This window comes from Rhizobium sp. YTUHZ045 (assembly GCF_051124255.1).
In the GTDB taxonomy this organism is placed as follows: domain Bacteria; phylum Pseudomonadota; class Alphaproteobacteria; order Rhizobiales; family Rhizobiaceae; genus Rhizobium.
This window is the reverse complement of record NZ_CP101432.1, coordinates 3278730-3305000: the sequence shown is the minus strand read 5'-3', so window position 1 is coordinate 3305000 and position 26271 is coordinate 3278730. Positions and strand designations below refer to the sequence as shown.

Sequence of the window (26271 nt, the reverse complement as noted above, 5' to 3'; positions counted from 1 at the left end):
AGATTGATCTGGAGGCTTCCAGGTGTTTTGGGTTTTGGCCCGAGACGTCCGAGCCCAGTTCCTGTGAACCCATGGATGGCCTAGCCGGCCGGATGTGGTGGAGGGGCTGGAGGGTGGAAGGAAGCTTGTCGCTCTGGATCGTCAGCGTAAACCGCGTAGCGGTTTATCGCGTGTTGTTCAGCGCCTTGTTGTGCTGTCTGACGGACGATCGGATTACCGTTGCCTGACCGCGCGGTATCGGATCAAATCTCGAGAAGCTGGTCTTAAGACCTGACACAAGCGAGCTGCTCGGCGTAGCTCCAATAAAGTGATCAGGTCGAACACGTCGATGGCATCAAAGATGGCCTGGGTTGTAAAAGGTAACTCTGGCCGCCGCATCCCTTCGGGATGACGGCTAAGTGATGAGCATTGGCAATGAGAACGATTAAGTGTCGTAAGGGCATTTGGTGGATGCCTTGGCATGCACAGGCGATGAAGGACGTGATACGCTGCGAAAAGCCGTGGGGAGCTGCGAATGAGCTTTGATCCATGGATCTCCGAATGGGGCAACCCACCTTAAATGCTTGGAAAATTTAAGACGATCTGCTGATCGTCTTATCTTTCCAAGCATTGTGATAAGGTATCTGCACCTGAATACATAGGGTGTAAGAAGCGAACGCAGGGAACTGAAACATCTAAGTACCTGCAGGAAAGGACATCAACCGAGACTCCGCAAGTAGTGGCGAGCGAACGCGGACCAGGCCAGTGGCAATTGTGATTAAAGTGGAACGCTCTGGAAAGTGCGGCCGTAGTGGGTGACAGCCCCGTACGCGTAGATATCACGATTGTCCTAGAGTAGGGCGGGACACGAGAAATCCTGTCTGAACATGGGGAGACCACTCTCCAAGCCTAAGTACTCGTGCATGACCGATAGCGAACAAGTACCGTGAGGGAAAGGTGAAAAGCACCCCGACAAGGGGAGTGAAATAGAACCTGAAACCGGATGCCTACAAACAGTCGGAGCCCGCAAGGGTGACGGCGTACCTTTTGTATAATGGGTCAACGACTTAGTGTAACAAGCAAGCTTAAGCCGGTAGGTGTAGGCGCAGCGAAAGCGAGTCTGAACAGGGCGATATAGTTTGTTGCATTAGACCCGAAACCGAGTGATCTAGCCATGAGCAGGTTGAAGGTTGGGTAACACCAACTGGAGGACCGAACCCGCATCTGTTGCAATAGATTGGGATGACTTGTGGCTAGGGGTGAAAGGCCAATCAAACTCGGAAATAGCTGGTTCTCCGCGAAATCTATTTAGGTAGAGCGTCGAGCGAATACCCCCGGGGGTAGAGCACTGGATGGGCTATGGGGACTCACCGTCTTACTGATCCTAACCAAACTCCGAATACCGGGGAGTACTACTCGGCAGACACACGGCGGGTGCTAACGTCCGTCGTGAAAAGGGCAACAACCCTAACCTCCAGCTAAGGTCCCCAAGTCATGGCTAAGTGGGAAAGGATGTGAGGATCCCAAAACAACCAGGATGTTGGCTTAGAAGCAGCCATCATTTAAAGAAAGCGTAACAGCTCACTGGTCTAAATAAGGGTCTTTGCGCCGAAAATGTAACGGGGCTGAAGCCATGCACCGAAGCTGAGGATTTGCAGCAATGCAAGTGGTAGCGGAGCGTTCCGTAAGCTGATGAAGGGAGACCCGTGAGGGCTCCTGGAGGTATCGGAAGTGCGAATGTTGACATGAGTAACGATAAAGAGGGTGAGAGACCCTCTCGCCGAAAGACCAAGGGTTCCTGCTTAAAGTTAATCTGAGCAGGGTTAGCCGGCCCCTAAGACGAGGCGGACACGCGTAGTCGATGGGAACCACGTTAATATTCGTGGGCCTGGTGGTAGTGACGGATTGCACAAGTTGTTCTGGTTTATTGGATTATCAGGGCAGCGGAGCGGTTCCAGGAAATAGCTCCACCGTATAGACCGTACCCGAAACCGACACAGGTGGTCAGGTAGAGTATACCAAGGCGCTTGAGAGAACTATGTTGAAGGAACTCGGCAAATTGCACGCGTAACTTCGGAAGAAGCGTGACCCCATTTTAGGCAACTATGATGGGGTGGCACAGACCAGGGGGTAGCGACTGTTTATCAAAAACACAGGGCTCTGCGAAGTCGCAAGACGACGTATAGGGTCTGACGCCTGCCCGGTGCTGGAAGGTTAAGAGGAGAGGTGCAAGCTTTGAATCGAAGCCCCAGTAAACGGCGGCCGTAACTATAACGGTCCTAAGGTAGCGAAATTCCTTGTCGGGTAAGTTCCGACCTGCACGAATGGCGTAACGACTTCCCCGCTGTCTCCAACATAGACTCAGTGAAATTGAATTCCCCGTGAAGATGCGGGGTTCCTGCGGTCAGACGGAAAGACCCCGTGCACCTTTACTATAGCTTTACACTGGCATTCGTGTCGGCATGTGTAGGATAGGTGGTAGGCTTTGAAGCGGGGACGCCAGTTTCCGTGGAGCCATCCTTGAAATACCACCCTTATCGTCATGGATGTCTAACCGCGGCCCGTCATCCGGGTCCGGGACAGTGTATGGTGGGTAGTTTGACTGGGGCGGTCGCCTCCGAAAGAGTAACGGAGGCGCGCGATGGTGGGCTCAGACCGGTCGGAAATCGGTCGTCGAGTGCAATGGCATAAGCCCGCCTGACTGCGAGACTGACAAGTCGAGCAGAGACGAAAGTCGGTCATAGTGATCCGGTGGTCCCGCGTGGAAGGGCCATCGCTCAACGGATAAAAGGTACGCCGGGGATAACAGGCTGATGACCCCCAAGAGTCCATATCGACGGGGTTGTTTGGCACCTCGATGTCGGCTCATCGCATCCTGGGGCTGGAGCAGGTCCCAAGGGTTTGGCTGTTCGCCAATTAAAGCGGTACGTGAGCTGGGTTCAGAACGTCGTGAGACAGTTCGGTCCCTATCTGCCGTGGGTGTAGGAATATTGACAGGATCTGTCCCTAGTACGAGAGGACCGGGATGGACATATCTCTGGTGGACCTGTTGTCCTGCCAAGGGCATAGCAGGGTAGCTATATATGGACGGGATAACCGCTGAAGGCATCTAAGCGGGAAACCCACCTGAAAACGAGTGTTCCCTATCAGAGCCGTGGAAGACGACCACGTTGATAGGCCGGGTGTGGAAGTGCGGCAACGCATGAAGCTTACCGGTACTAATAGCTCGATCGGCTTGATCGTTCTCATTGTTCATGCTCATCTCAGGGCGACCGCTAAGCGGTCGTCCCGACAGAGCGAAGGCGTCAGCCTTTGCGACGGGCCCGGCAAACACGCAAGTGTTTGTCCGGTTTGAGCCTTTGACGTGTTTAAACAACCAGGCCTTCGGCCTGCACCAGCTTCTCAAACAACAAGTTGCGCTTTGCCGACCTGGTGGTTATGGCGGGGTGGCTGCACCCGTTCCCTTTCCGAACACGGCCGTGAAACGCCCCTGCGCCCATGGTACTTCGTCTTAAGACGCGGGAGAGTAGGTCGCTGCCAGGTCTGCAAATCGCAACTCAGTTGATAATATCTTCTCAATCACAAGCCAACGGCCCAAAGCCGAAACAAAAGGCCGCCCACAAAGCGGCCTTTCGTGTTATAATCAGTCCGCGGGGTGGAGCAGCCCGTTCGGCCTAAGATCGATCCACCGGATCGATCTCTTAACGGCCTCACCTCGTCAGGCTACGCCTGTCATCGCTCCCGGGCTCAGACAGTCCGGAATAAAATAACGCGGGGTGGAGCAGCCCGGTAGCTCGTCAGGCTCATAACCTGAAGGCCGCAGGTTCAAATCCTGCCCCCGCAACCAACGATCCCTGCGATCCCAATAAGCCCCCAACGTGGGGCTTTTTGCGTTTCTGGACCTCGGAAATAGCGCCACCGCCCATCAGTTCCTGGATGATCGCCGTCTGTTCGAGGAAGGCAGGGTTCCTCTTGCCGCAGGCAAACGTCAGGATCGCCGCGAGATCGCCCCGCAGCACGACCGCCAGTTCATCACCATTCGGCACCAGTTCGATCCGCTCAACGAGCGTGCGAAGCATCTGGGCGGCTCGCCCCCGTGTCTCCTCATTGCCAAGCTGGTCGTGAAGGGCTGCGATCTCGTCGTGGTAATATTTTGCGAGGTTGGGATGCAGCAGGGGAGGCGGTTCGTCAGCTTCATCGAGAATGCCAGCCAGCTCCTTCTTTCGTGCTTCGAGCTTGCTGCTACGCTCCTTGAGCATCTCCACGGGCATCGCGTCCTTGAGATATAGATCGAGGATCTTGTCATGCTCTCGCTCGACCCGTTTGAGCTCGGCTTGGGCGGCCTCGATTGATACCCGTGCCTCCATCCGGGCTTTGTTGACCTCGCGGGTGAACTCGTCGCAGAATTCCTTGAAGAGCTCCGGCTCCATCAGGTGCTTGTCGAGCCCGTTCAGGATCGAGGCCTCGAGCGTGTCGCGCCGGATATTGAGCCGATTGTCGCAGGTGCCCTTGCTGCGGGCGTTGGTGCAGCCGAGCATATCCTTGGAGATCATCGAATAGCCGCCGCCACAGCAGCCGCATTTGATCAACCCGGTGAACAAATGCTTCGGGCGCCGGCGGTCGTTCAGCGGCAGATTGTCACCCGGCTTCGTGCCCGGCTCGACCGCCAACTGGTTTTGGCGCTGCTTCACGAGTTCCCATAGGTTCTGGTCGACGATGCGAAGCTCTGGCACGCCCTGGACGGCCCATTCGCTTTCCGGATTGAGCCGCGACACGCGTTTGCCCGTGTCCGGATCCTTGAGGTAGCGCAAACGGTTCCAGACCAATTTGCCGACATAGAGTTCGTTGTTGAGTATCCCCGTTCCGCGCTTCGGATTGCCGTGAATGGTCGACGGTCCCCATTCGCTACCCTGCGGGCCGGGCACGCTCTCGCTGTTGAGCCGCATCGCGATCGTCCGCGACGACATGCCGGCCAGATACTCCATGAAAATCCGGCGGACGATATCGGCCTCGGCCGCATTGATGGTGCGCTCGCCGCGGCTGGCTGCGCCGGCCTCGTCGAACTGGCGCACGACATCGTAGCCGTAGCAGAGCCCGCCGCCCGATTTGCCGTCCTCGATCCGCCCGCGCAGGCCACGCCTGGTCTTGTCGGCGAGATCCTTCAGGTAGAGTGCACCCATCGTGCCCTTGAGGCCGATGTGCAGCTCGCTGACTTCCCCTTCGGACAGCGTGACGATGCTGACGCCGGCGAAGCGCATGCGCTTGTAGAAGCCGGCAATGTCCTCCTGGTCGCGGGAGAGACGGTCCAGCGACTCCGTCAGGATCAAGTCGAACCGGCGCCTCAGCCCGTCGGCGATCAGTTCCTGCACGCCGCGCCGCAGCAGTGACGCTCCAGAAATAGCCCGGTCGGTATAGCTGTCGACCACCGTCCAGGCCTCTCGCTCGGCCCGGGCGCGGCAAAGACGCAACTGATCCTCGATCGAGGCGTCACGTTGATTGTCGGAAGAGTAGCGGGCATAGAGCGCGACCTTCATGCGGTGGCCTCCCTAGTCGGGGAGACGATCGCGGGACGCGCGCTCCCGTTCGGCTTCGACAAATTTGCGGGCAGCCTGTCGTGCAAGAAGGCGCACGAAATCGCGAAGGCGAGGGTCTGGTTTCGACGGATCGTAAACCGGCATGGTCGCGGAGGGTTGAAGAACCACCCGAACCTGCTTTGCGGCCATGCCCTTCTGTCTTGCCACAACGCCATCCTCGCCGACGAACGGACCAATCCGTTCCGGGCAAAGACTGGGCTGAAAGCCCTGATCTGTGAATGCGAATTCCCGGGCATTGTGGCGAACTCCGGCGCACGACATTCACCCCCTTACGCGTTCCGCGCGGTTGCGCGTGGTTCATGCGGTGGAAACATGGGATCCGATCGCAACCATAGCGGAAAATTTCGCCGGGCGAATCCCCTAAAATCGATTTTTTCGTTCACATTTTTCCTCACAAACTGACCAACGAGCGACTTGCCAGATGGGGAGCCAAGGGGCCTTAACCCCTTGCTCCCCTGCAAACGCCGCCTGCGCATCGCAGGGCCGCTTGCTCGCAAGCCGCCGCACAGTCCGCACCCATTCACTTCTCCGATCCGTCCCGCTCGCCGTGCAGCCCGGCGATGCTCGCCGGCATTTGCCCCCTCCATCCCCGCGCGCTCACGCGCCCCCGGGAGGCATGTCGGGGACATGCCTCCGGCATTGACCAAGGAAAGGATTGGAACAATGGCAAGGACAGCGAAGAAGGCGAAGGCCGTCACGACCACGACGGCGGAAGATGTGGCAACGGACGAAAACGTCATCAGCATCGGACAAGTATCGGCGGATGTGATTGCGGCTCTGCCCACTCCAGAAAGCATTGCGGCGGAAGCCGTGAGCGGCGTGGAAATCCTGATCCCGCTCGACAAGCTCAAGAAGTCGCCCCGCAATGCACGAAAGACCCCGCACAGCGCCGAGACGATCGAAACCTATGCGGCGAGCATCGCCGCCAAGGGCATTCTGCAGAACCTCGTGGTCGAACCGGAGTTCGGTCCCGACGGCCAGCCAACCGGCTTCTACTTCGTCACCATCGGCGAAGGCCGGAGATTGGCGCAGGTGTTGCGCGCCAAGCGCAAGGAGATCGAGGCGGATGAACCGGTCCGTTGCGTCATCGACACGGCAAACGATCCGTTCGAGATCAGCCTGGACGAGAACGTCACGCGCAGCAACCTCCTGCCCGCAGACCAGTTCGAGGCTTTCCGGGAGCTTGCCGAACAGCGTGGTTGGGATGCGGAAGAGATCGCCGCTCGTTTCGGCGTGACCGCGCATGTCGTGAAGCAGCGCCTCCGCTTGGGTGCCGTCAGCCCCAAGCTGATGCAGGTCTATCGCGACGGAGGTTTGACCCTTGAGCAACTGATGGCCTTTGCCGTCACCGATGACCATGCGCGACAGGAGCAGGTTTATGAAGGCCTCGGTTATAATCGCGAGGCTTACATCATCCGCCGCGAACTGACGAGGTTCCACGTGCCTGTCAACGACCGCAAGGCGATCTTCGTTGGCGCGGAAGCTTATTTCGAAGCGGGCGGCACGATCCTGCGCGATCTCTTTACCGAGGATCGTGGTGGCTATTTCGAGGACGCCGCCCTTCTGGACCGGCTCGTCCTCGAAAAGCTAGAGAGCATCGCCGCCGATCTACGGGCGACTCTCGAGGGTGATTTGTAACCGCGAACAATTGTATTCCACGGTGCCCGCCGGGTTATGGTCCTCTATCCGCCCGGTGCGATGGGAGCCCTTCTTCCGTGTCCCCACAGAATGAAGAGGCAGATGCAGAGTTGCATGGTCTTTATCGGCAGGACGGACAACTCACCGCGCACACCCGATCTGCAGGGATTTAGACTAGCGGCAAGTGGTTAAAGAGAGCCGGAGTGTTCTACATCCTGAAGCCTCTGGGAAAGCAACTGCGGGGCCATCCCGGTCGATCGAGCTACAAGCGGTAGAATCGCACGGCATTGTCGTGGAACAATGCTGAGCGTTCCGGCCCAGAATAGCCTGCAGTGATGTCCTTGAACGCATTCCAAATAGCGTCGTAACTTGAGAACAGCTTATCGACGGGGAAATTCGAGGCGAACATCGCCCGCTCGACGCCAAAGGCGGCAATCGCCTCCTCAACATAGGGGCGGATGCTTTCGGTGGTCCAGGTCCAGTCCCCCATTCCCAGGCCCGAGATTTTGCAGGCGACGTTCGGTGCCTGCGCAAGCGTCTTCATCGCTTTCCGCCAGCCCTCAAAATGCGACGGCCCATCGACTTGCATGCCGGTGTGATTGAGGATGATCTGCACATCTGGGAAATCACGGGCGAGTTCAAGGAATTCCTCCATCTGCCAGTAATAGAGCTGGAGGTCGTAACTGAGGCCGCGACGAGCGAGTTCCTTGAAGCCTCGGCGCCATTCTGGCGTCCGGCTGACCTCCGGCTCGGTCAGGTAGGTCTTGGCGAGGTCGGTATGATAGTTCATCGACTGGCGGATACCGCGAAAGTTCGCGTATTGCAGATGCTCATCAAGCAGGTCGCCGACATCGGGCTTGCGGAAGTCCGCATAGCCGACGATGCCATGAGGGAAGCCATGCTTGTCCGCAACGCTCTGCAGCCATTTCGTTTCGCCGGCGGGGTTCTTCGGATCGAAGCCGACATCGAGGTGGACCGCCTTGACGAGGTTCTGGTTCTTCGCGTCCGCGAGGAAATCCTCGATCAGGTAAGTCTTGTTGATGGCTGTGTAATCGCCGAAGGCCGAAGGCTTAACACCGTCGGAAAGCCAGGGGTAGTAGTTGGTCTCCAAATCCCAGAGGTGGAAATGAGGGTCGATGATGGCGATGTCGGACATGGTGTCTCCTCTGGGTCGCGGAAACGGCAGGCACCGCCGTTTCCGCGAGTCTCCTGTCAGTTGCTCGGCGGGAAAACGCGGGCGATGACCGCCTTCGCTTCCGCCGTATCGATTTTGTCGGCGGTCACGAGCGGCATCACAAGCGCAAGATCCTTTTCGACCGGAGCCTTGGTCAGAGCGTTGAATACCTGCTGCGTGCCGTCGATGCCCTGGCCCACCGCCTCCTGGAAGAAGATACCCTGGATGGCATTGGCTTTCAGCAGCGCAATGGTCGTCGGGCTGCCGTCTGCAACCGCGATGCCGATCTTTCCGGTCAGGCCCCGGGTTTCAAGAACCTTCGCCGCACCGGTGCCGGCCTCATCATACATGCCGTAGATTGCTTTGATGTCCGGATGGGCTGTCAGCATGTCATTGGCCTGTGTCACGGCTTCATTGACAGTCAGGCCTCGCGTCTCGAGCATCTGGACAAGTTCACAGCCATCGGCTGCGAAGGCCTCCTGAGCGCCCTTGAGATATTTCTGGGCGTTCTCGCGGTCCTGCGGAAGCGAGAGCATGCCGACCTTGTTGCCGCCGCGATCCTTGGCGAGGGCGCAGACGAAACTCCCCTGGGCTTTGCCGGTTTCGTAGTTGTTGGCGGTGACAGACGACGTGTAGTCAGTCTGGCCCGGCTGCGGGCCGATACCTGCGAAGGCGATCGGTATGTTCTGGGATTTCAGATAGGCGAGCAGAGGCGGGGTGCTGGTCGAACTCACCGGACCGATGACGATTGCATCTACGCCCTTGGTCACGGCGGTCCGCGCATTGTCCATCTGTTTGGCCGGCGAATTCTCGGAGGTGAATTCGACATAGTCCATTCCCAGCTCTTCGGCCTTCTGCTTCACGCCGAAGCCGACCCACTGCCAATAGGAAATGTCGAGCGATGGCGCGAGATAGGCGACCGTTTTCTTCTCCTCCGCATGCGCCACGCTCGACAACGCGACCAGCGCGGCACCCGCTGCCATGGCGAGCCACCCGTTCAGTTTCTTCCTCATGCTTTCTTCCTCCTCTTGATGTCCAGGTCTCCCCCAGGACGGATTACACGGCACCGCGCCGCGATTTGCTGAAGCGATCGATCAGGACCGCGATCAGGATGGCGAGGCCGGTGACCGACCCCTGCCAGAAACTGTTGATACCGATGAGATTGACCCCGTTCTGGATGACCGTGATCATGAGCGCGCCGAGAACCGCGCCCACAGCCGTTCCAGTGCCGCCGAGCAGACTTGCCCCTCCGATCACAACCGCGGCGATCGCCTGCAGCATGAGGCTCGAGCCGGCCGTCGATTCCGCATTGAGGATGTAGGAAATCGTCAGCAATCCGGAGAAGGATGCGAGAAGCGAGGACGCGACATAGGCAAAGAATTGCGTCTTCTTGACGGGAATTCCCAGAAGATGCGCGGCCGCCGCACTACTACCCACGGCGTAGAACCAGCGCCCCGCGACCATTTTCTTGAGAAAGATCTCGATCAACACAACCAGGACGATGCAGAACAGGATGTAGTTCGGCACGCCGGGTATCAGACTGCCACTGTTGAGCAACCAAAAATCCGGATCACCGATCGGCATGGACCGGCCATTGGTGACGATGAAAGCGAGTGAACCGGCCACGGCGAAGGTGATCAGCGTGACGACGAAAGGCGCGAGCCCGGCCACCGTCACGAGAAACCCATTGATCGAGCCGAAGACGAGTCCGACGCCAAGCCCGACCAGCGCGGCGCTCACACCGCCGAGACCCGAGGCCATGGCCTGTGCGGTAACCATGCCGGTGAGTGAGAAGACGGAGCCAACGGAAAGGTCGATACCGCCGGTGATGACGACAAGGAGCACACCCAGAGACATGATGATCAGCGGCGCACCGGCTTGGGTGATATTCGCAAAATTGCCCCAACTCAGCGCTTGCGGCACTTGCGTTCCAACCGCCAGAACGAGAAGGACGATGGCCACTGCGATCGCCAATTCCGTGCGGTAAGCTGAAACGAGACTTTCCCGGGTGCGGATCGCAGCGGATGTGTCGAGTTTGGCCCCGGCCTGTTCAATAATGGTTTTGGTCATGCCGCCATTCCTGTCAAATTCGCGAGCTTGTCTTCGCTGAGTTCGTCCCGTTCGATCACGCCCGAAGAGCGACCGTCCGTGTCGAACGCCAGCACACGGTCGCAGACCTCAAGCAATTCCGCATTTTCTGTCGACCACCAGACGATCGCGGTGCCCGTTGCCGCCATGTCGCGGATCAACTGGTAGATTTCCCGCTTGGTGCCGATATCGACACCGCGTGTGGGTTCTTCGAGGACCAGGAGGCGGGAAGGAACATTCAGCCAGCGGGCGAGAAGCAGCTTCTGCTGCGTGCCGCCGCTCAGCGTGTTCGGCAGGTGCCAGAGCGAGCCGGCTTTCACTTTGAGTGCCTGCATCAGGTCCAGGCACTCGACCTCTTCTCGCTTGGCGGCAAATAGGGAACCGCGCGTCACGCGGCGCGATGCGAGCACATTGTCGATGATCGGTAGGGAATGGAGGATACCGCGGTGCGACCGGTCGCCGGTTACGAAGCCAGCGCCGAGGCGCGCGGCCTCTCGTGGCGAACGGAAACGGCCCGGCCATCCGGCGCGCGTGACGGTCCATCGCTTGTCGTGCGCGGCGCCAACGAGCGCGGCGATGAGGGTTTCGGGGCCTGAAGGAGCGCCGGCGACGCCGAGAATGGTCCCGGGCTGGAGCGTTACGGAAAACCCTTCTTCCGCGATCGTCAGTGGGTCCCCCGACCGAGAAGCAACCGGTGCCGGTCGCGCGGAATGGGCAACGGCCCTGGTTTGCGCTTGGGCCTGCCCCATATGCTCGATGATGGCGAGATCTGTTAGCTCTGTGGTCGGCACGCTCCTCACCACGGTTCTACCGTCCCGGATGATCGAGCAAACATGGGCGATCTGGCGAATTTCCTTCATGCGGTGCGACACAAAGACAACCGAAAGGCCATTTTCCCGGGTCAATCGTCTCAAAACCCCAAACAGCCGCTCCGTCTCGGCCGCGGTCAGATTGGCGGTCGGCTCGTCCAGGAGGATGAGTTCTGCCCCCGATGACAGTGCTCGCGCAATCTCAACCATCTGCCCCTCATGGAGACTGAGGTCGCCGACGAGACGGTTCAGCGCGGCACGGGCAAAATCTCGATCAATCATCGAAAGGGCGGCATAGGCCTGGCTGGCGGCCGTCCTTCCATCGTAAATTCGCGAGCCCTTGCGGAAATGGGGCAGTGCTATGTTCTCAGCGACCGTGAGATGGGGAAGAAGGGCGAGTTCCTGGTGGACGACGGCCACCTTGCGACGGCCTTCTGCCTCGGTGAGGACGTTGCCGGCCGTATCGCGGAAGACGAGCTCGCCACCATCCTTTGCCGCCGTTCCCGTGATGATGCGGATGAGTGTCGATTTACCGGCACCGTTGCCGCCGAGGAGCGCGTGTATTTCGCCGCGCGCCACCGAAAAATCCACACCTCTGAGCACGGATGTCGCACCATACGATTTGGTAAGAGATCGGACTGAGACGATGTCTTTGCTGGCGTCGGTCATAGTCCTGTCCTCAGTAGAGCGTGAGCGCCGGGATGAAGCTCACCGCAAGCAGGAGCGTCATCGCCATGGCAAAGAAGGGCCAGAGCTCGCGGGTGGTCTCGCCGAGTGGTGATTTGGCGATCGACGAGGAGATGAAGAGCGTCGTGCCGATCGGGGGTGTGTAGAGCCCGATGCCAAGATTGATCACCATCATCAGCCCCAGTTGGACCCGGTCCAGACCGATCGTGTCGGCAAGGGGAACGAAGATGGGTCCAAGCAGCAGGATGGCGGGCGGCATATCGAGCGGCATGCCGACGATCAGCATCAGGATGTTCATCATCAGGATGATGACAATCGGGCTGGAAATATTGGCGGCTACCCAGTCGGCCATCTGCTGCGGCGCCTGATCGAAGGTCAGCACCCAACCCACGGCCGCGCTGCCCATGATCACCAGCATGACCACGCCGGTCGCCATGCCGGCCTCGACCACGTTGTCGCAAAAACGCTTCCACGTCAGATCACGGTAATAGGCGAGACTGAGCGCGAGCGAATAGACGACCGAGAGCACCGCGACTTCCGTGGGCGTGGCAAGGCCAAACCGCAGGAATAGGATGATCAGCACTGGCAGCAGCACCGCAGGCAGGCTCTTCAGCGCCAGCGTCGCCAGCTCTCGCTTGCTGGTCTTCGAGGGCTGCGTGGCATAGCCGCGTCTCACCGAAACGAACCAACAGACGAAGACAAAGCTTGCCGCCATGAGGATGCCCGGCAAGATACCCGCGACAAAGAGGTTGGCGACACTGACGCCGCTTACCAGGGAGAACAGGATCATCGGGATAGAAGGCGGGATCAGGACGTCGATAACCGCCGAGGTCGCGTTATTTGCCGCACAAAGCGCGGGCGGAAAACCGTGCTTTTTTTGCCACGGGATAAGAACAGATCCGAGCGCGCTGGCGTTCGCCACGGCCGAGCCGGAGACGCCGCCAAACACGACAGAGGAAACGACGGTGGTCGACAGGGGTCCGCCCCGCCAGCGCTGCATCGCATGCGATGCCAGCTCCAGCAACTGCCTGCCGAGCTCACCGCCGAGCATCAGCGTGCCGGCCAGCATGAAGAACGGCAGCGCGAGCATCGGAAAGGATTGGGTCTGGTCATAAATCTGCTGCGCCACGATCGAAAGCGGCAGATATCCATTAAACAGAACGGCGACGCCGGCAGCGATAATCAGGGCGTAGCCAACCGGCACCGCCATCATCATCAGCACGCAGAAGACAATGATCATCACGATGGTCATAGCGCCACCTCACCGCTTTCGGCGTTCGTCCGGAATTCCCAACCGAGGCGAAGCATGCGGAGGACGACGCTCAGCGTCACAATCGCCACCAGCATTGAGCCTATAGCGAGAGCGAAATAGCCGACACTGTTGGGAAGCTGGAGGACCGGGCTGTGTTCGATCCCGGCGATCTCGCCAACCAGGTAAGCCTGATAACCAAGTACCAGGAAGGCGCCGGCACTGACGACATTGGCGACGACGAAGGCGGTAGAACGCGCCTTCCCATGTAATTTGCCGTAAATCCACTCGACCGCCATATGGCCGCCGGAATGGGCCGCCAGCACGATGCCGCCCAGGATGAACCAGGGGAAGATCAGCACCGGCAGCTCCTGGGCGAATGAAAAACCTCCCCCGGTCAGCAAGTAACGGGCAGCGACGTTCGCCGTCATGAAGACCATGAGCGCGATCCCGCTGAAGATGACGACCTGCCGCGCGAACCAGACAATAGCGCGCGCCGTGAGTTCGATGAGATTTGAGAGGCTTTTCATGGGGTGCTCCCGTTGAGGAAAGGCCTCAGCCCTTGGCCGCCGTTTCGATCTGGGCGACGAAATCCCCGAAAGGTTTCTTCTTCCAACTCTCGGCAACGGACGCCGTCGCCTTGGCAAAGGCTTCCCGGTCCACCTCGGTGACTTCGATCGCGGAATTGACCTTGAAGGCTGCCAACACTACTGCGTCCTTGTCGGCAGAAAGCTTGCGCTGGAGTTCGCCGGCTTCCTTCGCAGCAGCCTTCACTGCCTCAAGGTCGCCGCCCAGGCGGGCCTGCGCGACCTGTGACATCAGGAACGGCGTCGATTCCCATTTGTGGCCGGTGAGGCTTACGTACTTGTTGACCTCGTAGAGCTTGGAGCTGTCGATATTCGCGAGCGGGTTCTCCTGGCCATCGACCACGCCCTGCTGGAGAGCGACATAGAGTTCACCGAACGCGATCTGCTCCGTCGCCGCACCGAGGGCCTGAAAGATGTCCATGGTCATCGGGTCGGCGGGCGTGCGGATCTTCATTCCGCTCACCTCGGCGGGGGCTGCGACCTTGCGCTTGGAGTTGGTGAGGTGGCGAATGCCATTGTCCCACCAGTCGAGCGGCACCACCCTGACGGCTTCGAAGCGCTTGACGAGCTCCGCGCCCACCGGACCATTGAGCACCTGCATCGCCTTTGCGGTGTTCTCGAACAGGAAGGGAAGGCCGAGCGCCGCAAGCTCCGGAACTAGCGCGGACGTCGCTCCCTGGCTGTTGGCCGTGAAATCGAGAGCGCCCGTACGCAGGCTTGTCAGCATCGCCGAGTCGCTGCCGAGCGTCTCGGCACCGGCGACATTGATCGTGACGCGGCCCGCCGTCTTCTCGGCGACCAGCTCCGCAAACTTCGCCGCGGCGACTGTTCGCGGATTTCCGGGTGCTGCACCGTGACCGAGAGTCAGTTTCGTGCCGGCGCGCGCGGGCCGAGCCATGGTGACGATCGCTGGTGCAGCAAGCACGGCTGACGACGCTGCCAGGAACTGGCGCCTGTTGATCTCGAACTTCATCTTCTCTCCTCCACTTAGAAACTCTTGTGGCCCGCCGCGCTCCTCAACGCGGGCAGCCGTTCGACCTAGCCGTCGAGCCACCCCTTGATTTGAGCTGCTACCTTCGCGGTCGATATGCCGTACAAGTCGTGCAGGGTTGGCAGGGCGCCGGCTTCAAGGAAGGCGTCCGGTAGCCCGATTTGCCGGAATGCGGCGGGGCGCACGTCCGAGCGCATCAAGGTGGCGGCAACCGCCTCTCCGAGACCGCCGATGACGGTGTGGTTCTCAGCCACGACCACAAGCCGTCCCTGCCTGGCGCACTCGGCGAGGATCGTTGCCTCGTCAAGCGGCTTGATGGTGGGAACATGCAGCACGCCGGCGTCGATACCGTCCTTGCGGAGTTCCTCGGCCGCTTCGAGCGCGCGCATGGTCATCAGGCCCGACGAAATAATCAGCGTGTCCCTGCCGTCGCGCAGCAGCTTCGCCTTGCCCAGTTCGAACCGGTAGCCGTATTCCTCAAGCACGAGGGGAACATTACCTCGCAGAAGCCGCATATAGACCGGCCCCTTATGGGCGGCGATGGCTGGGACAGCCTGCTCGATCTCGCTGGCATCGCAAGGGTCGATGATGGTGAGGTTCGGCATGCCGCGGAACATGGCGATGTCCTCGGTCGCCTGATGGCTCGGTCCATAGCCCGTGGTCAGTCCCGGCAGTGCGCAGACGATCTTGACGTCGAGCATCTCCTCGGCGATCGCCAGGCAGATGAAGTCATAGGCGCGGCGCGATGCGAAAACGGCGTATGTCGTCACCCAGGGCTGCAGGCCTTCGCGCGCCATGCCGGCGGCCGACATCATCAGCAGCTGCTCCGCCATGCCCATCTGGTAGAAGCGATCGGGATGGGCCGCCCGGAAGACATGCAGATCGGTGTATTTCGCGAGATCGGCCGAAAGACCAACGACCCGGTCGTCCTTTTCCGCCAGGGCTAAAAGCGCGTGTCCGAAGGGCGCCGGACGGGTCGGCTGGTCGGCGCCGGCAATGGAGGCGATCATCGCCGACGTGGTCAGTCGGGGTCTTTCCGCATTGTCGATCAGATGGGCGGGGCGTTCGTATTTCGAGCGTCTCATGCCGTTACTCCCGCGTCGATGATCCGGATCGCCTCGGCCCATTCCTGCGGTTCGACGCGGAGGAAATGGTTGCGCTCACGCGCTTCAAGGAAAGGCACGCCCTTGGCCATCTTCGTATCGCAGATAATGATTCTGGGCTGCGGGTCCGGGTGCTGGCGAGCCTTGTCGAAAGCGTCGACGAGCGCATCGATGTCGTTGCCATCGACGCGCTGGACGAACCAGCCGAAGGCCTCGAACTTCGGGCCGAGAGGCTCGAAGTTGAGCACGCCGAGCGATGGACCGTCCGCCTGCATCTGGTTGACGTCGATGATGCCGATCAGGTTGTCGAGCTTGTAGGAACCGGCCGACATGGCTGCTTCCCAGGTCGACCCCTCGTCAAGCTCGCCATCGGAAAACAGGTTGTAGACGAATGATCGTGAACCCTTGCGCTTCAGCGCGAGCGACATGCCGACGGCGATGCCGAGGCCGTGGCCCAGCGATCCTCCGGTAATCTCCATGCCCGGCGTATACGCGGCCATGCCGGACATCGGCAGGCGGCTGTCATCGGTGCCGTAAGTCTCGAGTTCGTCTTCGGGAATGATCTTCGCCTCGATCAGGGCCGCATAGAGCGCTATGGCATAATGCCCGATCGACAGCAGGAAGCGGTCCCGGCCTTCCCATTCGGGATCCTCCGGACGGTAGGACGTCGCATGGAAATAGGCGACCGCGAGGACGTCGGCGATGCCGAGCGCCTGTGCGATATAACCCTGGCCCTGAACTTCGCCCATGCGTAGCGCATGCCGGCGAATGCGCCGGGCGCGTTCAGGAAGACTGATATTGTGACCGATCTGGGCCATGCCGTCCTTCCTTTCAGACTTCCTCGTGGATCAATGGATCAGCATGCCGCCATTGACATCGATCACGGCGCCCGTGACGTAGGCGGAGAGATCGGATGCGAGGAAGAGGTAGATGTTGGCCACGTCGCGCGCGTCGCCGAGGCGATTGAGTGGAATGCCCTTGATGATGTCAGCGCGCATTTCGGTCGAAAGCTTGTCGCCGGTGATGTCAGTCTGAATGAGGCCGGGCGTGACGCAGTTGACACGAATGCTGTCGGGGCCGAACTCCCGCGCCATGGCCTTGGCGAGTCCAAGGACACCGGCCTTGGCGGCGGAATAATGCGGGCCGCCGAAAATACCGCCGCCGCGTTGCGCCGAGACTGAGGACATGCACGCGATCGACCCGCCGCCGTTCGTGCGCATGTTGGGGATGAAGACCTGGCTGAGGTTGAGGACGCCTGTCATATTGACTGCGACGATGCGCTGCCAATCCGCGTCGGAGATCTCAAGAGTCTTCACAGGCTGGGTGATGCCGGCATTGTTGATGAGGATGTTCGCGACACCAAAGGCGCTCAGAACTTCCTCTGCCGCCGACGTGCAGGAGGCACGATCGGCTACGTCACAGCGCAGGCCGATATGCGCGCCGTGTTCGACCGGCGGCAGCTCGCCTGCGGCGACTTTTGCCTCGTCGGCGTTGATGTCGAGAATGGCAACCCGCGCGCCGTGCGTTGCAAACAGCTCCGCCGTGGCTCGGCCGATACCGCGCTTGCTTGCCGCGCCCGAAATGACCGCGGTCTTTCCGTGTAATAGCATGTAACTCTCCTCCCGACGCCGGCACGCGGCATCTGGTTTCTCCTCTCAGGCGCTTGCCTGTCCTCGTGGGAAGAGTTTTGGCGTAGCAGGCATCATCCTTCAAACGCCAAGTTTACATCTATGGGTGAATCTGGTTCACTAATCCAATGCTGCAGATGACCTCACTCTCCGCTATGCGTATCTTCGAAGCGGCCGCAAGGCTCTGCTCCTTCCGGGCAGCCGCGGAGGAGTTGAACCTCTCGCCAAGCGCCGTCAGCCATGCGATCGTGCGTCTGGAGCGGGATCTCGGCGTCGCCTTGTTCGAGCGAACGACGCGCAGCGTTTCGCTCACGCTCGCGGGCCAGACGCTGCTCAATCATGCTTCGAATGCCTTCGAGGAATTGCGGCGTGGTGTTGAACAGATTTCATCCAACAAGGCACAATTGTTGCGCCTTCACTGCGCCCCGAGTTTCGCAGCGCAGGTGCTGTCACCACGCCTGCCGCAGTTCCTGAAGGAGAACCCGGGTATTGAGGTCCGTGTTGCCGCCAGCACGAACTATGCCCGCTTCGTTGATGGGCTTTTCGATGCCGATATCGTCTATGGCGAGCCGATGAATCGCGAGGATCTGATCGTCCTCCCGCTGTCCGAAGAGATCGTCTCGCCGCTATGTTCACCGGAAATCGCGCGCCTGATCAGATCGCCGCGCGACCTCTTCCACCAACCGTTGATCCGAAGCGATCTCAAGCGCATCCAGTGGATCGATTGGTTCGAAGCCAATGACCTCGGACCACCGCCGCCACCATCGATGAGTTTCGACCGGAGCTTCCTTGCGGTCGATGCCGCCGTCAACGGACTTGGCATCGCACTCGAATCCGATGTGCTGGCGAGGCGCGAACTGGAAAGCGGCAAGCTGGTCCGTCCTCTCCATCGGATTTGTCGTGACAACCGCTACATCGGCCACTATCTCGCCTATCCAAAATCCGGAAGCCAACGGCGACTGGCCCGTGCCTTTGCCGACTGGCTGACGCGTCAGGTTCAGTCGTCGCAAACTGTCTTGGGCTGATGTAGCCACGCTACAATTCGGCAGGTATCCGCCTATGCTGCCAGTCGTGGTACCGTTCGTTCTACCAGTCGCAGGAATCGTTGGTTGCGAGCCCCCGCAACCAAACCTTCCATAAACACAACACGCAAAAAGCCCGCCTCATGGCGGGTTTTGCGTTTCTGGCAGCGGGTCAAGGAATTAACGCCTAGAGCACGCTTCGATTTTTCAGAATCGCAGATTCGCAAATCAGCTGAAATATGATTCTCTGTCCTACCGGAAAAGGACGGCCGGCAAGGATGACGCACCCATATTCTGAGGATCTTCGCGAACGGGCGATGGCGCGCCTGAACACCGGAGAAACGATACGATCGATCGCAGCAGCACTTGCGATTGCTCCCTCCTGTGTTTCGAAGTGGAAGAAGCGCCTTGCGGAGACCGGCGCTCTGACGCCCGGCCGCGTCGGCGGTCGCAAGCAGCGGACTTTGTCCGGCGAACGGGCCGACTGGCTGCGCCAGCGCTGTCGATCCGGCCCGTTCACGACGCGAGGCCTTGTGGCGGAACTGGCCGAACGCGGCATCAAGACCGAGCGACGCGCCGTTTGGGTGTTCGTCCGGGCCGAGGGCCTGAGTTTCAAAAAAAACGGTTCTGCCGGCCGAGCAGACGCGGATGGATATCGCCAGGAAACGGTTGCGTTGGAAGACCCATCAACGGCGGATCGAAGCGCAGCGGCTGGTCTTTCTCGATGAGACCTGGATCAAGACCAACATGGCGCCCCTCAGGGGGTGGGCACCGCGTGGTCAACGCCTATGTGCCGCGGTTCCGCATGGGCACTGGAAAACCCTGACATTCATTGCCGCCTTGCGCTGCGACCGCATCGACGCCCCTTGGGTCATCGATTTGGCCGATCAACGGCGAACTCTTTACCCTCTATATCCAGAGGATCCTCGTGCCCACGCTCGTCAAGGGCGACATCGTCATCCTCGACAATCTCGGCAGCCATAAGGGCCAAGCTGTCCGTCGTGCCATCCGGGCCGCAGGCGCGCACCTCTTCTTCCTGCCGCCTTACAGCCCGGACCTCAATCCCATCGAGCAAGTCTTTGCCAAGCTCAAGCACCTAATTAGGAGAGAACAGCCTCGCACAGTCGAAGCGACATGGCGCAAGGCTGGTGAAATGCTCGACTGCTTCTCGCCAGCAGAATGCGCAAACTACCTCACAAACTCAGGATATGCTTCCGTATGAAAGCAGCAGGCTCTAGTAAGCGGCCTGCAAGCAGGCGAAGCCGACGCCGCGGGACAGAAAACCCCAGATCCTTCGCCCGCAACCAATTCAACTTGCAAGTCGCTTGACAGAAAGCGCCTCGACATACCCTCGAGGAGCTTTTGCGTTTCTGCCGGGCGTCCAGCTCCCCGGACGCCAGCTGACCTGCTAGGGAACTTTCATTCGGCAGCGATGAGAGCCTCGGCGGTTTCGGATACGCAGGACCGCGCGGTGCAACAGGCGGAAACGCGAAGCCTCATCTCGCACAGCGAACTACTCTTCTCAAAACGTCCTGAGCCCGAAGGCATCATAGCCAGCGACGGCAAACGGCACAACGGCGACGGCATTGTGTGAGGTGCGTCGCCGTTGTACCATGTAGTCTGACAAGTGTGCGCAGTGCTCATTGTCGAGCCGGAGACAAAGCCCGGTCGCGCGCTTCAACCCGATGAATAAGTAGTCCGGATCATGGAACTTATCGTCGCCCTTGGCCTAATCGTCTTGAAGGTCGCGTTCCTGATTGCGACCCTGCTATTGCTACCATTGCCGCTCACCTGGCTGGAACGCAAGGTCGCCGGGCACATCCAGCAGCGGATGGGGCCGATGCGCGTGGGATGGCACGGGCTGTTGCAGCCGGTGGCGGACGGAATCAAGCTCTTGACGAAAGAGGATCACATCCCGGCCGAGGCCGACCGGTTCCTGTTCAAACTGGCGCCAATCCTGGCGCTCGCTCCGCCCTTTGTGGTGTTCGTCGCGATCCCCTTCGGCGAAACGGTCTCGGTCCTCGGCCACGGGATCACGCTCTACGTCTCCAACATGAATGTGGCGCTTCTTTTCGTTTTCTCGGTGATCGGGATCGAGGTCTATGGCGTCATCTTTGGCGGCTGGGCCTCCAACAGCAAATACGCTGTCCTGGGCAGCCTCAGAACCTGCGCCCAGATGATCAGCTACGAAATCCCGATGGGGTTCGCGGTCATCGGCGTGGTCATGCTGGCGCAGTCCATGAGCCTTCTCGAGATCGTGCGGGCGCAGGCCGATGTCTGGAACATCGTCTACCAACCGGTCGGGTTCTTGGTGTTCTTCGTCGCCGGATTGGCCGAAGCGCAGCGCATTCCCTTCGATCTGGCGGAAGCGGAAGGGGATCTAGGGGCCGGCTTCCATACCGAATACAGCGGTATCCGCTTTGCCTTCTTTATGGTCAGCGAATATGCCATCGTATTGCTTGTGTCGGTCTTGGTGGTGATCCTGTTCTTCGGCGGTTGGAACGGTGTTCTGATTCCCTTGCCGCCGCTCCTGTGGTTTGCTCTCAAGGTCGCGTTCTTCGTCTATGTGTTTATTTGGTTCCGCTTCACTTTCCCCCGCTACCGCTACGATCAGTTGATGGCGATCGGATGGAAGGTCTTGCTTCCTCTGTCGATGGCGAACATAATTATAACCGGTATACTTTTAGGGGTCGTAACGACCCCGTAGCGAGGCGGCGATGTCGCGCGCGCAGGACAGAGTTGGAACATGGGTTGGCTGGGCGTTCTTCGCCGATCTGGCGAATGCCTTGGCTCTGACCTTCGGATATCTGTTCTCCAAAACCGTGACCATGCAATATCCGGACAACGAAAAATGGCTACCCTACTCGCGTTACCGCGGGCATCACTTTCTGAAGCGTGACGAAGAGGGCGAGATCAAGTGCGTAGCCTGCGAACTCTGCGCGCGGATCTGTCCCTGCGACTGTATCGAAGTCGTCCCGTACGAGGACGAGAAGGGCAGCCGGCACCCGGCGAAATTTGAAATCGACACAGCCCGCTGCCTGTTCTGCGGGTTGTGCGAGGACGCCTGCCCGGCGGATGCAATCGCGCTTGGGCAACAATACGAATTTTCCAGTTTTTCCTCTGCTGACCTGGTGATCGGGCGCGACGATCTGCTCGCCAAGCCGGGTAAGGCGGCAACCGGCGGTGGCGTGGTCGCCGCGCGCCTGAATACGAAGAAGGACGTACTCGTCGAGACGAAAGAGACGCACGGCTACAACTGGTGGCGGAATATCCGGCAAACATGAAAGCGCCAGCCATCAAACCGAAGCGCTCGAACAGGAGGCTCAGATGTTTGTCGGTGAAATCATGAAGAACAAGGGTGTCGGTGTCATCGCAGTCGCCCCCGATCAGACGATGGTGGAGGTACTGAGGTTGTTTCGAGACAACAATATCGGCTTCGTCGTCGTGAGCCGATCAAACAGCAAATACCTCGGTACAGTGTCGGAGCGGGATTGCTGCAATGCGGTGGCGGAATACGGGGCCGCCGCAGCGGCGATGCGGGTCGCGGACATCATGAACCGCAATGTCGCGACGTGTTCGACACAAGATCTGCTACCCGTCGCGATGGGGATCATGACCCAGCGGCGTACGCGCCATGTGTTGGTCACGGATGGAGGCAACGTTGTCGGCGTGGTCAGCATCGGAGATGTGGTTAAGCACAGGCTCGACGAAGCGCAGCGTACAGAGCAGGAGCTGCAGGATTACATATGCGGGACCAGGTATCACTGACGCCGCCCACTCGATGTAATGACGCTGGGGCGGACAGCTTGCCACGGAGTGTTGCGGTGCCCCCGATCCCAAATCCTCAAACCCCGCGCCAGATCCGGCCTGGGGGGGCGACGTCAGGAGTGGCATGCGCCTTCTGGACTTCCACCGCGCATGGATATTCGCCCCGCCGCAGCAGGCTGTTGAGACGCAAGGCTCTATAGTTTTCCGGAACGAAGACGAGGCCCTTGGGAAACCGCCTGTCGACCATGAGCTGCGCCGACAGTTCGCCCTGGCTGGAACGCACGATTACCTGATCGCCATCCGAAAGGCCAAGCTCCGCAGTATCCTGCGCGCTCATCGCGACATAGGGATCGTTGGCGACTGTGTTCAGCGTGTCCGACCGTTCGGAAAGATATCCGTTGTGGAACAGGCAGTCGCCGGTGATCAGCATGAGCCGGTCGGCCGCTGTTGGAGCGGACGGCGGCACAAGGAACACGCCAGCCGATAATGTTGGCACCGCCTTGGTGAATGCGCCGTCGGCGCCAAGTCCGTCCTGCGTCAACCCCTGATAGGCCGGAACCAGCCGGGCAATCTCGTCGAAAATTTCGCCTCGCGTCGATGGCGGCAACGCCTGGCTGCGTAGCGCGGCGACGAAGTCGATAATCGCCAGATTGCCTCGCGCGTCGAAGACGGGCTCACGGAATTTCCGAACATTCTGGATCCGGCCCTCGTTGTTGGTGAACGTTCCGGATTCCTCGCCGTATCCCGCCGCGGGCAAGACGACCTCGGCCATGCCCGCCGTATCCGTGAGGAACGCGTCCTGCACGATCAGGAGATCAACTGCGCCAAGCGCCCGCGTCACAAAGTCCCGGTCGGGATAGGCGACCAGGGGGTCGGTTCCGACGATGTAGAAAGCGCCCATCCGGCCACCGATGGAGAGCTCCAGCATGGCATCGAGATTCGCACCGGGTTCAGACGGGATTTGGGCGCCCCAGTTTCGGGCAAGAGCTGCGCGCGCCGCGTCATCGGCGACGGCCCGCAGCCCCGGGAGAGCCGCCGGCAGGACCCCCATGTCCCAGGCGCCCAGCTGGTTGGCACGGTCGAAGAGAAACTGCATCGCCGGGCCTTTGCCTAGCAGGCGGAGAACCTGCAGCAGGTTGTAGAGCTGCAGCAGCGTCGCGCGCGCTTCGGGTGATCTCAGGAGGTCGACGCTGACAAGCACGGTGACGCTACGGGCTTCCTTGAGCGCGGTGGCCAGACGATCCGGCCCGTCGCTGCCGGTGCCCGCTGCCGGCCTGCCGACCATCGCCCCGATGTCCGCAAATGCGTCGCCCGGCAAGGTCTGACGGGCCACCGCCATGAGCGCGGCTACCACCGCCGCAAGGCTTGCCTCTTCTCCGCCCGGCGGCACGCGTACCACCACCCTGGCATCGGCGTCCAGGCGCGAGGGCCGCGCCGAAAGCATCAGCAATCCGGCCTGGCGCCGCCGCGCGGCGTCTCGCAGCAGGTATTCGGTGACGGGATTCTCCTCGGTCACGTTGCCGCCGACGACGAGCACGCAGTCGTTGCCGATTACGTCGGCCAGCGGTGTGCGGCTGTAGAAAGTTCCCAATAGCGGGCCGAGCGTATCGAAGGGCGCGGCCCAGCGTGACGAACAATCAATGTTGTTGGTCCGGAATACTGTTCGCATCAGCTTCTGGAACTGATAAAGCACCTCGTTGGGCAGGCGAGGCGAGACCAGCCCGCCGGCCTCCTTGCTCTCGACAGCCAACAGTCGCCGGCGCAGATAATCCCCCGCTTCGTCCCAGGAAACCGGGACCAGGGCGCCATCCTGACGGATCATTGGCTGCTTGATCCGGTCCCTGCTTGCAACGAAATCGAGGCCGAAGCGTCCTCGCACGCAGAGAGTTTCGTGGTTGACACCTTCGTCCCACTTCGAGCGCACCCGCATGAACTCGCCCTTGCGCGTGCCCACTGTCAGCTGGCAACCGGTGCCACAATGCGGGCAGATCGTGTCGGTCTCTACGAGATCCCAGGGGCGCGCCTTGTAGCGGTAGGGGAAGCTCATCAGCGCGCCGACCGGGCAGACCTCGACGCAATTGCCGCACTGGTCGCAACTCGCCAGACTGCCCTCGAATCCGGTGACGGCGGTATCCATGCCTTTCTCGACGGTGCCCAGCGCCACCGCGCCGACGACCTCCTCGCACATCCGGACGCAGCGCTGGCACTGGATGCAGCGATTGACGTTCATGATGATAACCGGGCTGAGGCGAATGTCCTCGGAGTGGAACACACGTTTGTCATCGCGGAACTGGCTTTCGCGGGGCCCATAGGCCATTACCATGTTCTGAAGCTCGCATTCGCCGCCCTTGTCGCAGATCGGGCAGTCGAGGGGGTGATTGGCGAGCAGCATGTCGAGCATGGAAGAGCGCGTTTCCTCGATCAGAGGCGTATTCGTCCGCACGACCATGCCATCGGTGGCCGCAGTAGCGCAGGACGGCTGCAGCCGCCGCAGGCCCTCGATCTCCACCAGACACATGCGGCAGGAGGCCAGCGGCGGTAGACGCTTCAGATAGCAGAAGGTCGGAATATCGATGCCCAAATGCCGGGCGGCCTGCAGCACCGTCGAGCCAGCCTCAACTTCCAGCGTTTGTCCATCGATCGTGACTTTAAGCATGGTTCCTCACAATCCTGATCCAGCACACTCCTTCAGTGAAACGGGCACCTCCGCTCCTCGACATGGACGACGAACTCATCTCGGAAATGCTTGAGTGCTGCCCGCAATCCCATCGCTGCACCGTCACCCAAGGCACAAAACGTATTGCCGAAAATGCCCTTGCAGAGCATCTCCAGCTGCTCCAGATCGCCGGGTGCGCCATCCCCGCCTTCAACCCGGCGCAGGACTTTCACGACCCAGTTCAATCCTTCCCGGCAGGGCGTGCACTTGCCGCAGGACTCGTGGTGGAAGAACTCGACAATCCTGGTGGCGACCCTGACCATGCAGCTGCTATCGTCGATCACGATAACGCCAGCCGAACCGAGCATCGAGCCGGCGGCAGCCAGCGAGTCGAAATCCATTCTCACCTCCAGCCCGTGTTCAGGGATGACCGGCGCTGAGACCCCGCCCGGGATCACTGCCTTGATCTTGCGTCCCGGCAAAGCCCCGCCGGCATGTTCCTCGACCAGCTCGCGCAGCGGTATGCCCATCGGCAACTCATAGAGGCCGGGTTTGCGCACCTGTCCGCTGAGGCAGTAGAGCTTCGGGCCGGGGCTCTTGTCCGGGCCGATACCGCGGAACCAGTCCGCGCCCCGCGCCACGATATGCGGCACGCAGGCCAGCGTCTCGACATTGTTGATCACAGTCGGGCTGGCGTAGAGCCCGGCCACGGCCGGAAACGGCGGCTTCAATCGCGGCTGCGCCCGCTTGCCCTCAAGCGACTCGAGCATCGCAGTCTCTTCGCCGCAGATATAGGCGCCGGCGCCGCAGTGAATGTGTACGGCGAAATTGAAATCCGAGCCTAGAATGCGCTTTCCGAGATAGCCCTTCGCGTGGGCCTCGGCGATCGCTTGTTCCAGACGACGGATCGCCGTCACATATTCTCCGCGAACGTAGACATAGGCGGTTTCGGCCCCGATCGCGTATGCACTGACCGCCAGCCCCTCGATCAGTTGATGCGGGTCGCGCTCCATGATGATCCGGTCCTTGAACGTGCCCGGCTCGCCCTCATCGGCGTTGCAGCACAGGTAAGTCGGCTTGCCGGTGCGCTTCGGCACGAAACCCCATTTCATGCCCGTTGGGAATCCCGCACCGCCCCGACCGCGCAGGTTGGATCGTTTGACGAGGTCGATAACCTCGTCAGGCGTATGCTCGCGCAACGCCTTCGCCAGCGCCTGGTAGCCGCCGCCGGCCTCGTAAGTCGACACCAAATGACCATTCGCCACATCGACATTTTTGAGAAGAACCGGCTCGAACAT

General features: G+C 60.4%; 18 protein-coding genes, 1 tRNA gene, 2 rRNA genes and 3 pseudogenes. 11 read left to right on the top strand and 13 right to left on the bottom strand.

The window, feature by feature from the left end; all coding sequences use genetic code 11:
• Positions 1-422 precede the first annotated feature (422 nt).
• The 4 genes from NMA58_RS16460 (at position 423) to NMA58_RS16445 (ending at position 4268) form a co-directional block, all read left to right on the top strand.
• Positions 423-3222, top strand: a 23S ribosomal RNA gene (locus tag NMA58_RS16460).
• A gap of 185 nt (positions 3223-3407) precedes the next feature.
• A 5S ribosomal RNA gene (gene rrf, locus NMA58_RS16455) occupies positions 3408-3522 on the top strand.
• A 227-nt stretch (positions 3523-3749) separates the two neighbouring features.
• A tRNA-Met gene (locus NMA58_RS16450) sits at positions 3750-3826 on the top strand.
• A 31-nt stretch (positions 3827-3857) separates the two neighbouring features.
• The gene (locus NMA58_RS16445; protein ID WP_434711276.1) at positions 3858-4268 is read left to right on the top strand and encodes a hypothetical protein; all 411 of its coding nucleotides are present in this window, start codon (positions 3858-3860) and stop codon (positions 4266-4268) included.
• A gap of 216 nt (positions 4269-4484) precedes the next feature.
• Here NMA58_RS16445 and NMA58_RS16440 read toward each other — a convergent pair.
• Positions 4485-5513: pseudogene (locus NMA58_RS16440) on the bottom strand (recombinase family protein); the annotation flags it as partial.
• Between NMA58_RS16440 and NMA58_RS16435 the strand changes: the two are divergent.
• A complete protein-coding gene (locus tag NMA58_RS16435; RefSeq protein WP_434711274.1) occupies positions 5472-5975 on the top strand; it encodes a hypothetical protein in 504 nt (167 codons plus the stop codon). The pseudogene NMA58_RS16440 and the gene NMA58_RS16435 sit on opposite strands and share 42 nt — an antisense overlap.
• A 261-nt stretch (positions 5976-6236) precedes the next feature.
• Positions 6237-7187, top strand: a pseudogene (locus NMA58_RS16430) (ParB/RepB/Spo0J family partition protein); the annotation flags it as partial.
• Positions 7188-7473: 286 nt separating this feature from the next.
• On the opposite strand, the gene NMA58_RS16425 reads toward NMA58_RS16430, so the two are convergent.
• The 10 genes from NMA58_RS16425 to NMA58_RS16380 form a co-directional block, all read right to left on the bottom strand.
• Entirely contained in the window at positions 7474-8367 is an 894-nt protein-coding gene (locus NMA58_RS16425) for an amidohydrolase family protein (RefSeq protein ID WP_221147901.1), read from the bottom strand.
• 56 nt (positions 8368-8423) lie between these two features.
• A complete protein-coding gene (locus NMA58_RS16420) occupies positions 8424-9398 on the bottom strand; it encodes a substrate-binding domain-containing protein (protein WP_434711272.1) in 975 nt (324 codons plus the stop codon).
• 43 nt (positions 9399-9441) lie between these two features.
• The gene (locus NMA58_RS16415; RefSeq protein WP_221147903.1) at positions 9442-10455 is read right to left on the bottom strand and encodes an ABC transporter permease; all 1014 of its coding nucleotides are present in this window, start codon (positions 10453-10455) and stop codon (positions 9442-9444) included.
• Positions 10452-11951: a sugar ABC transporter ATP-binding protein gene (locus NMA58_RS16410; RefSeq protein WP_434711270.1), complete on the bottom strand. Its 1500-nt coding sequence runs from the start codon at positions 11949-11951 to the stop codon at positions 10452-10454. Before NMA58_RS16410 ends, NMA58_RS16415 begins: the two co-directional genes overlap by 4 nt.
• Before the next feature lie 10 nt (positions 11952-11961).
• Complete coding sequence (locus tag NMA58_RS16405; protein ID WP_434711268.1) at positions 11962-13221, bottom strand: TRAP transporter large permease subunit; 1260 nt, start codon at positions 13219-13221, stop codon at positions 11962-11964.
• A complete protein-coding gene (locus tag NMA58_RS16400; protein WP_434711266.1) occupies positions 13218-13748 on the bottom strand; it encodes a TRAP transporter small permease in 531 nt (176 codons plus the stop codon). Before NMA58_RS16400 ends, NMA58_RS16405 begins: the two co-directional genes overlap by 4 nt.
• 25 nt (positions 13749-13773) lie before the next feature.
• Positions 13774-14778, bottom strand: coding sequence for a TRAP transporter substrate-binding protein (locus NMA58_RS16395; RefSeq protein ID WP_434711264.1), 1005 nt, complete (start codon positions 14776-14778; stop codon positions 13774-13776).
• A 65-nt stretch (positions 14779-14843) separates the two neighbouring features.
• Positions 14844-15881, bottom strand: a complete 1038-nt coding sequence (locus tag NMA58_RS16390; protein ID WP_434711262.1) for a transketolase family protein — start codon at positions 15879-15881, stop codon at positions 14844-14846.
• Positions 15878-16717: a transketolase gene (locus tag NMA58_RS16385; RefSeq protein WP_221147909.1), complete on the bottom strand. Its 840-nt coding sequence runs from the start codon at positions 16715-16717 to the stop codon at positions 15878-15880. The genes NMA58_RS16390 and NMA58_RS16385 overlap by 4 nt, the downstream gene beginning before the upstream one ends.
• Positions 16718-16747: 30 nt before the next feature.
• A complete protein-coding gene (locus NMA58_RS16380) occupies positions 16748-17509 on the bottom strand; it encodes an SDR family NAD(P)-dependent oxidoreductase (RefSeq protein WP_221147910.1) in 762 nt (253 codons plus the stop codon).
• A 146-nt stretch (positions 17510-17655) separates the two neighbouring features.
• On the opposite strand from NMA58_RS16380, the gene NMA58_RS16375 reads away from it, so the two are divergent.
• The 5 genes and pseudogenes from NMA58_RS16375 (at position 17656) to NMA58_RS16355 (ending at position 22317) form a co-directional block, all read left to right on the top strand.
• Positions 17656-18552 carry a LysR substrate-binding domain-containing protein gene (locus NMA58_RS16375; RefSeq protein WP_221147911.1) on the top strand — a complete coding sequence of 299 codons (897 nt, stop codon included), beginning with the start codon at positions 17656-17658 and terminating at the stop codon, positions 18550-18552.
• A 275-nt stretch (positions 18553-18827) separates the two neighbouring features.
• A pseudogene (locus NMA58_RS16370) lies at positions 18828-19771 on the top strand (IS630 family transposase).
• Positions 19772-20254: 483 nt separating this feature from the next.
• Positions 20255-21256: an NADH-quinone oxidoreductase subunit NuoH gene (nuoH, locus tag NMA58_RS16365; RefSeq protein ID WP_430958626.1), complete on the top strand. Its 1002-nt coding sequence runs from the start codon at positions 20255-20257 to the stop codon at positions 21254-21256.
• A 10-nt stretch (positions 21257-21266) separates the two neighbouring features.
• Entirely contained in the window at positions 21267-21833 is a 567-nt protein-coding gene (locus NMA58_RS16360; protein ID WP_434711259.1) for an NADH-quinone oxidoreductase subunit I, read from the top strand.
• Positions 21834-21876: 43 nt separating this feature from the next.
• A complete protein-coding gene (locus tag NMA58_RS16355) occupies positions 21877-22317 on the top strand; it encodes a CBS domain-containing protein (protein ID WP_085779269.1) in 441 nt (146 codons plus the stop codon).
• A 76-nt stretch (positions 22318-22393) separates the two neighbouring features.
• On the opposite strand, the gene nuoG is transcribed toward NMA58_RS16355, so the two are convergent.
• Positions 22394-24973: an NADH-quinone oxidoreductase subunit NuoG gene (gene nuoG / locus NMA58_RS16350; RefSeq protein ID WP_434711257.1), complete on the bottom strand. Its 2580-nt coding sequence runs from the start codon at positions 24971-24973 to the stop codon at positions 22394-22396.
• A 32-nt stretch (positions 24974-25005) separates the two neighbouring features.
• The gene (gene nuoF / locus NMA58_RS16345; RefSeq protein ID WP_434711255.1) at positions 25006-26271 is read right to left on the bottom strand and encodes an NADH-quinone oxidoreductase subunit NuoF; all 1266 of its coding nucleotides are present in this window, start codon (positions 26269-26271) and stop codon (positions 25006-25008) included.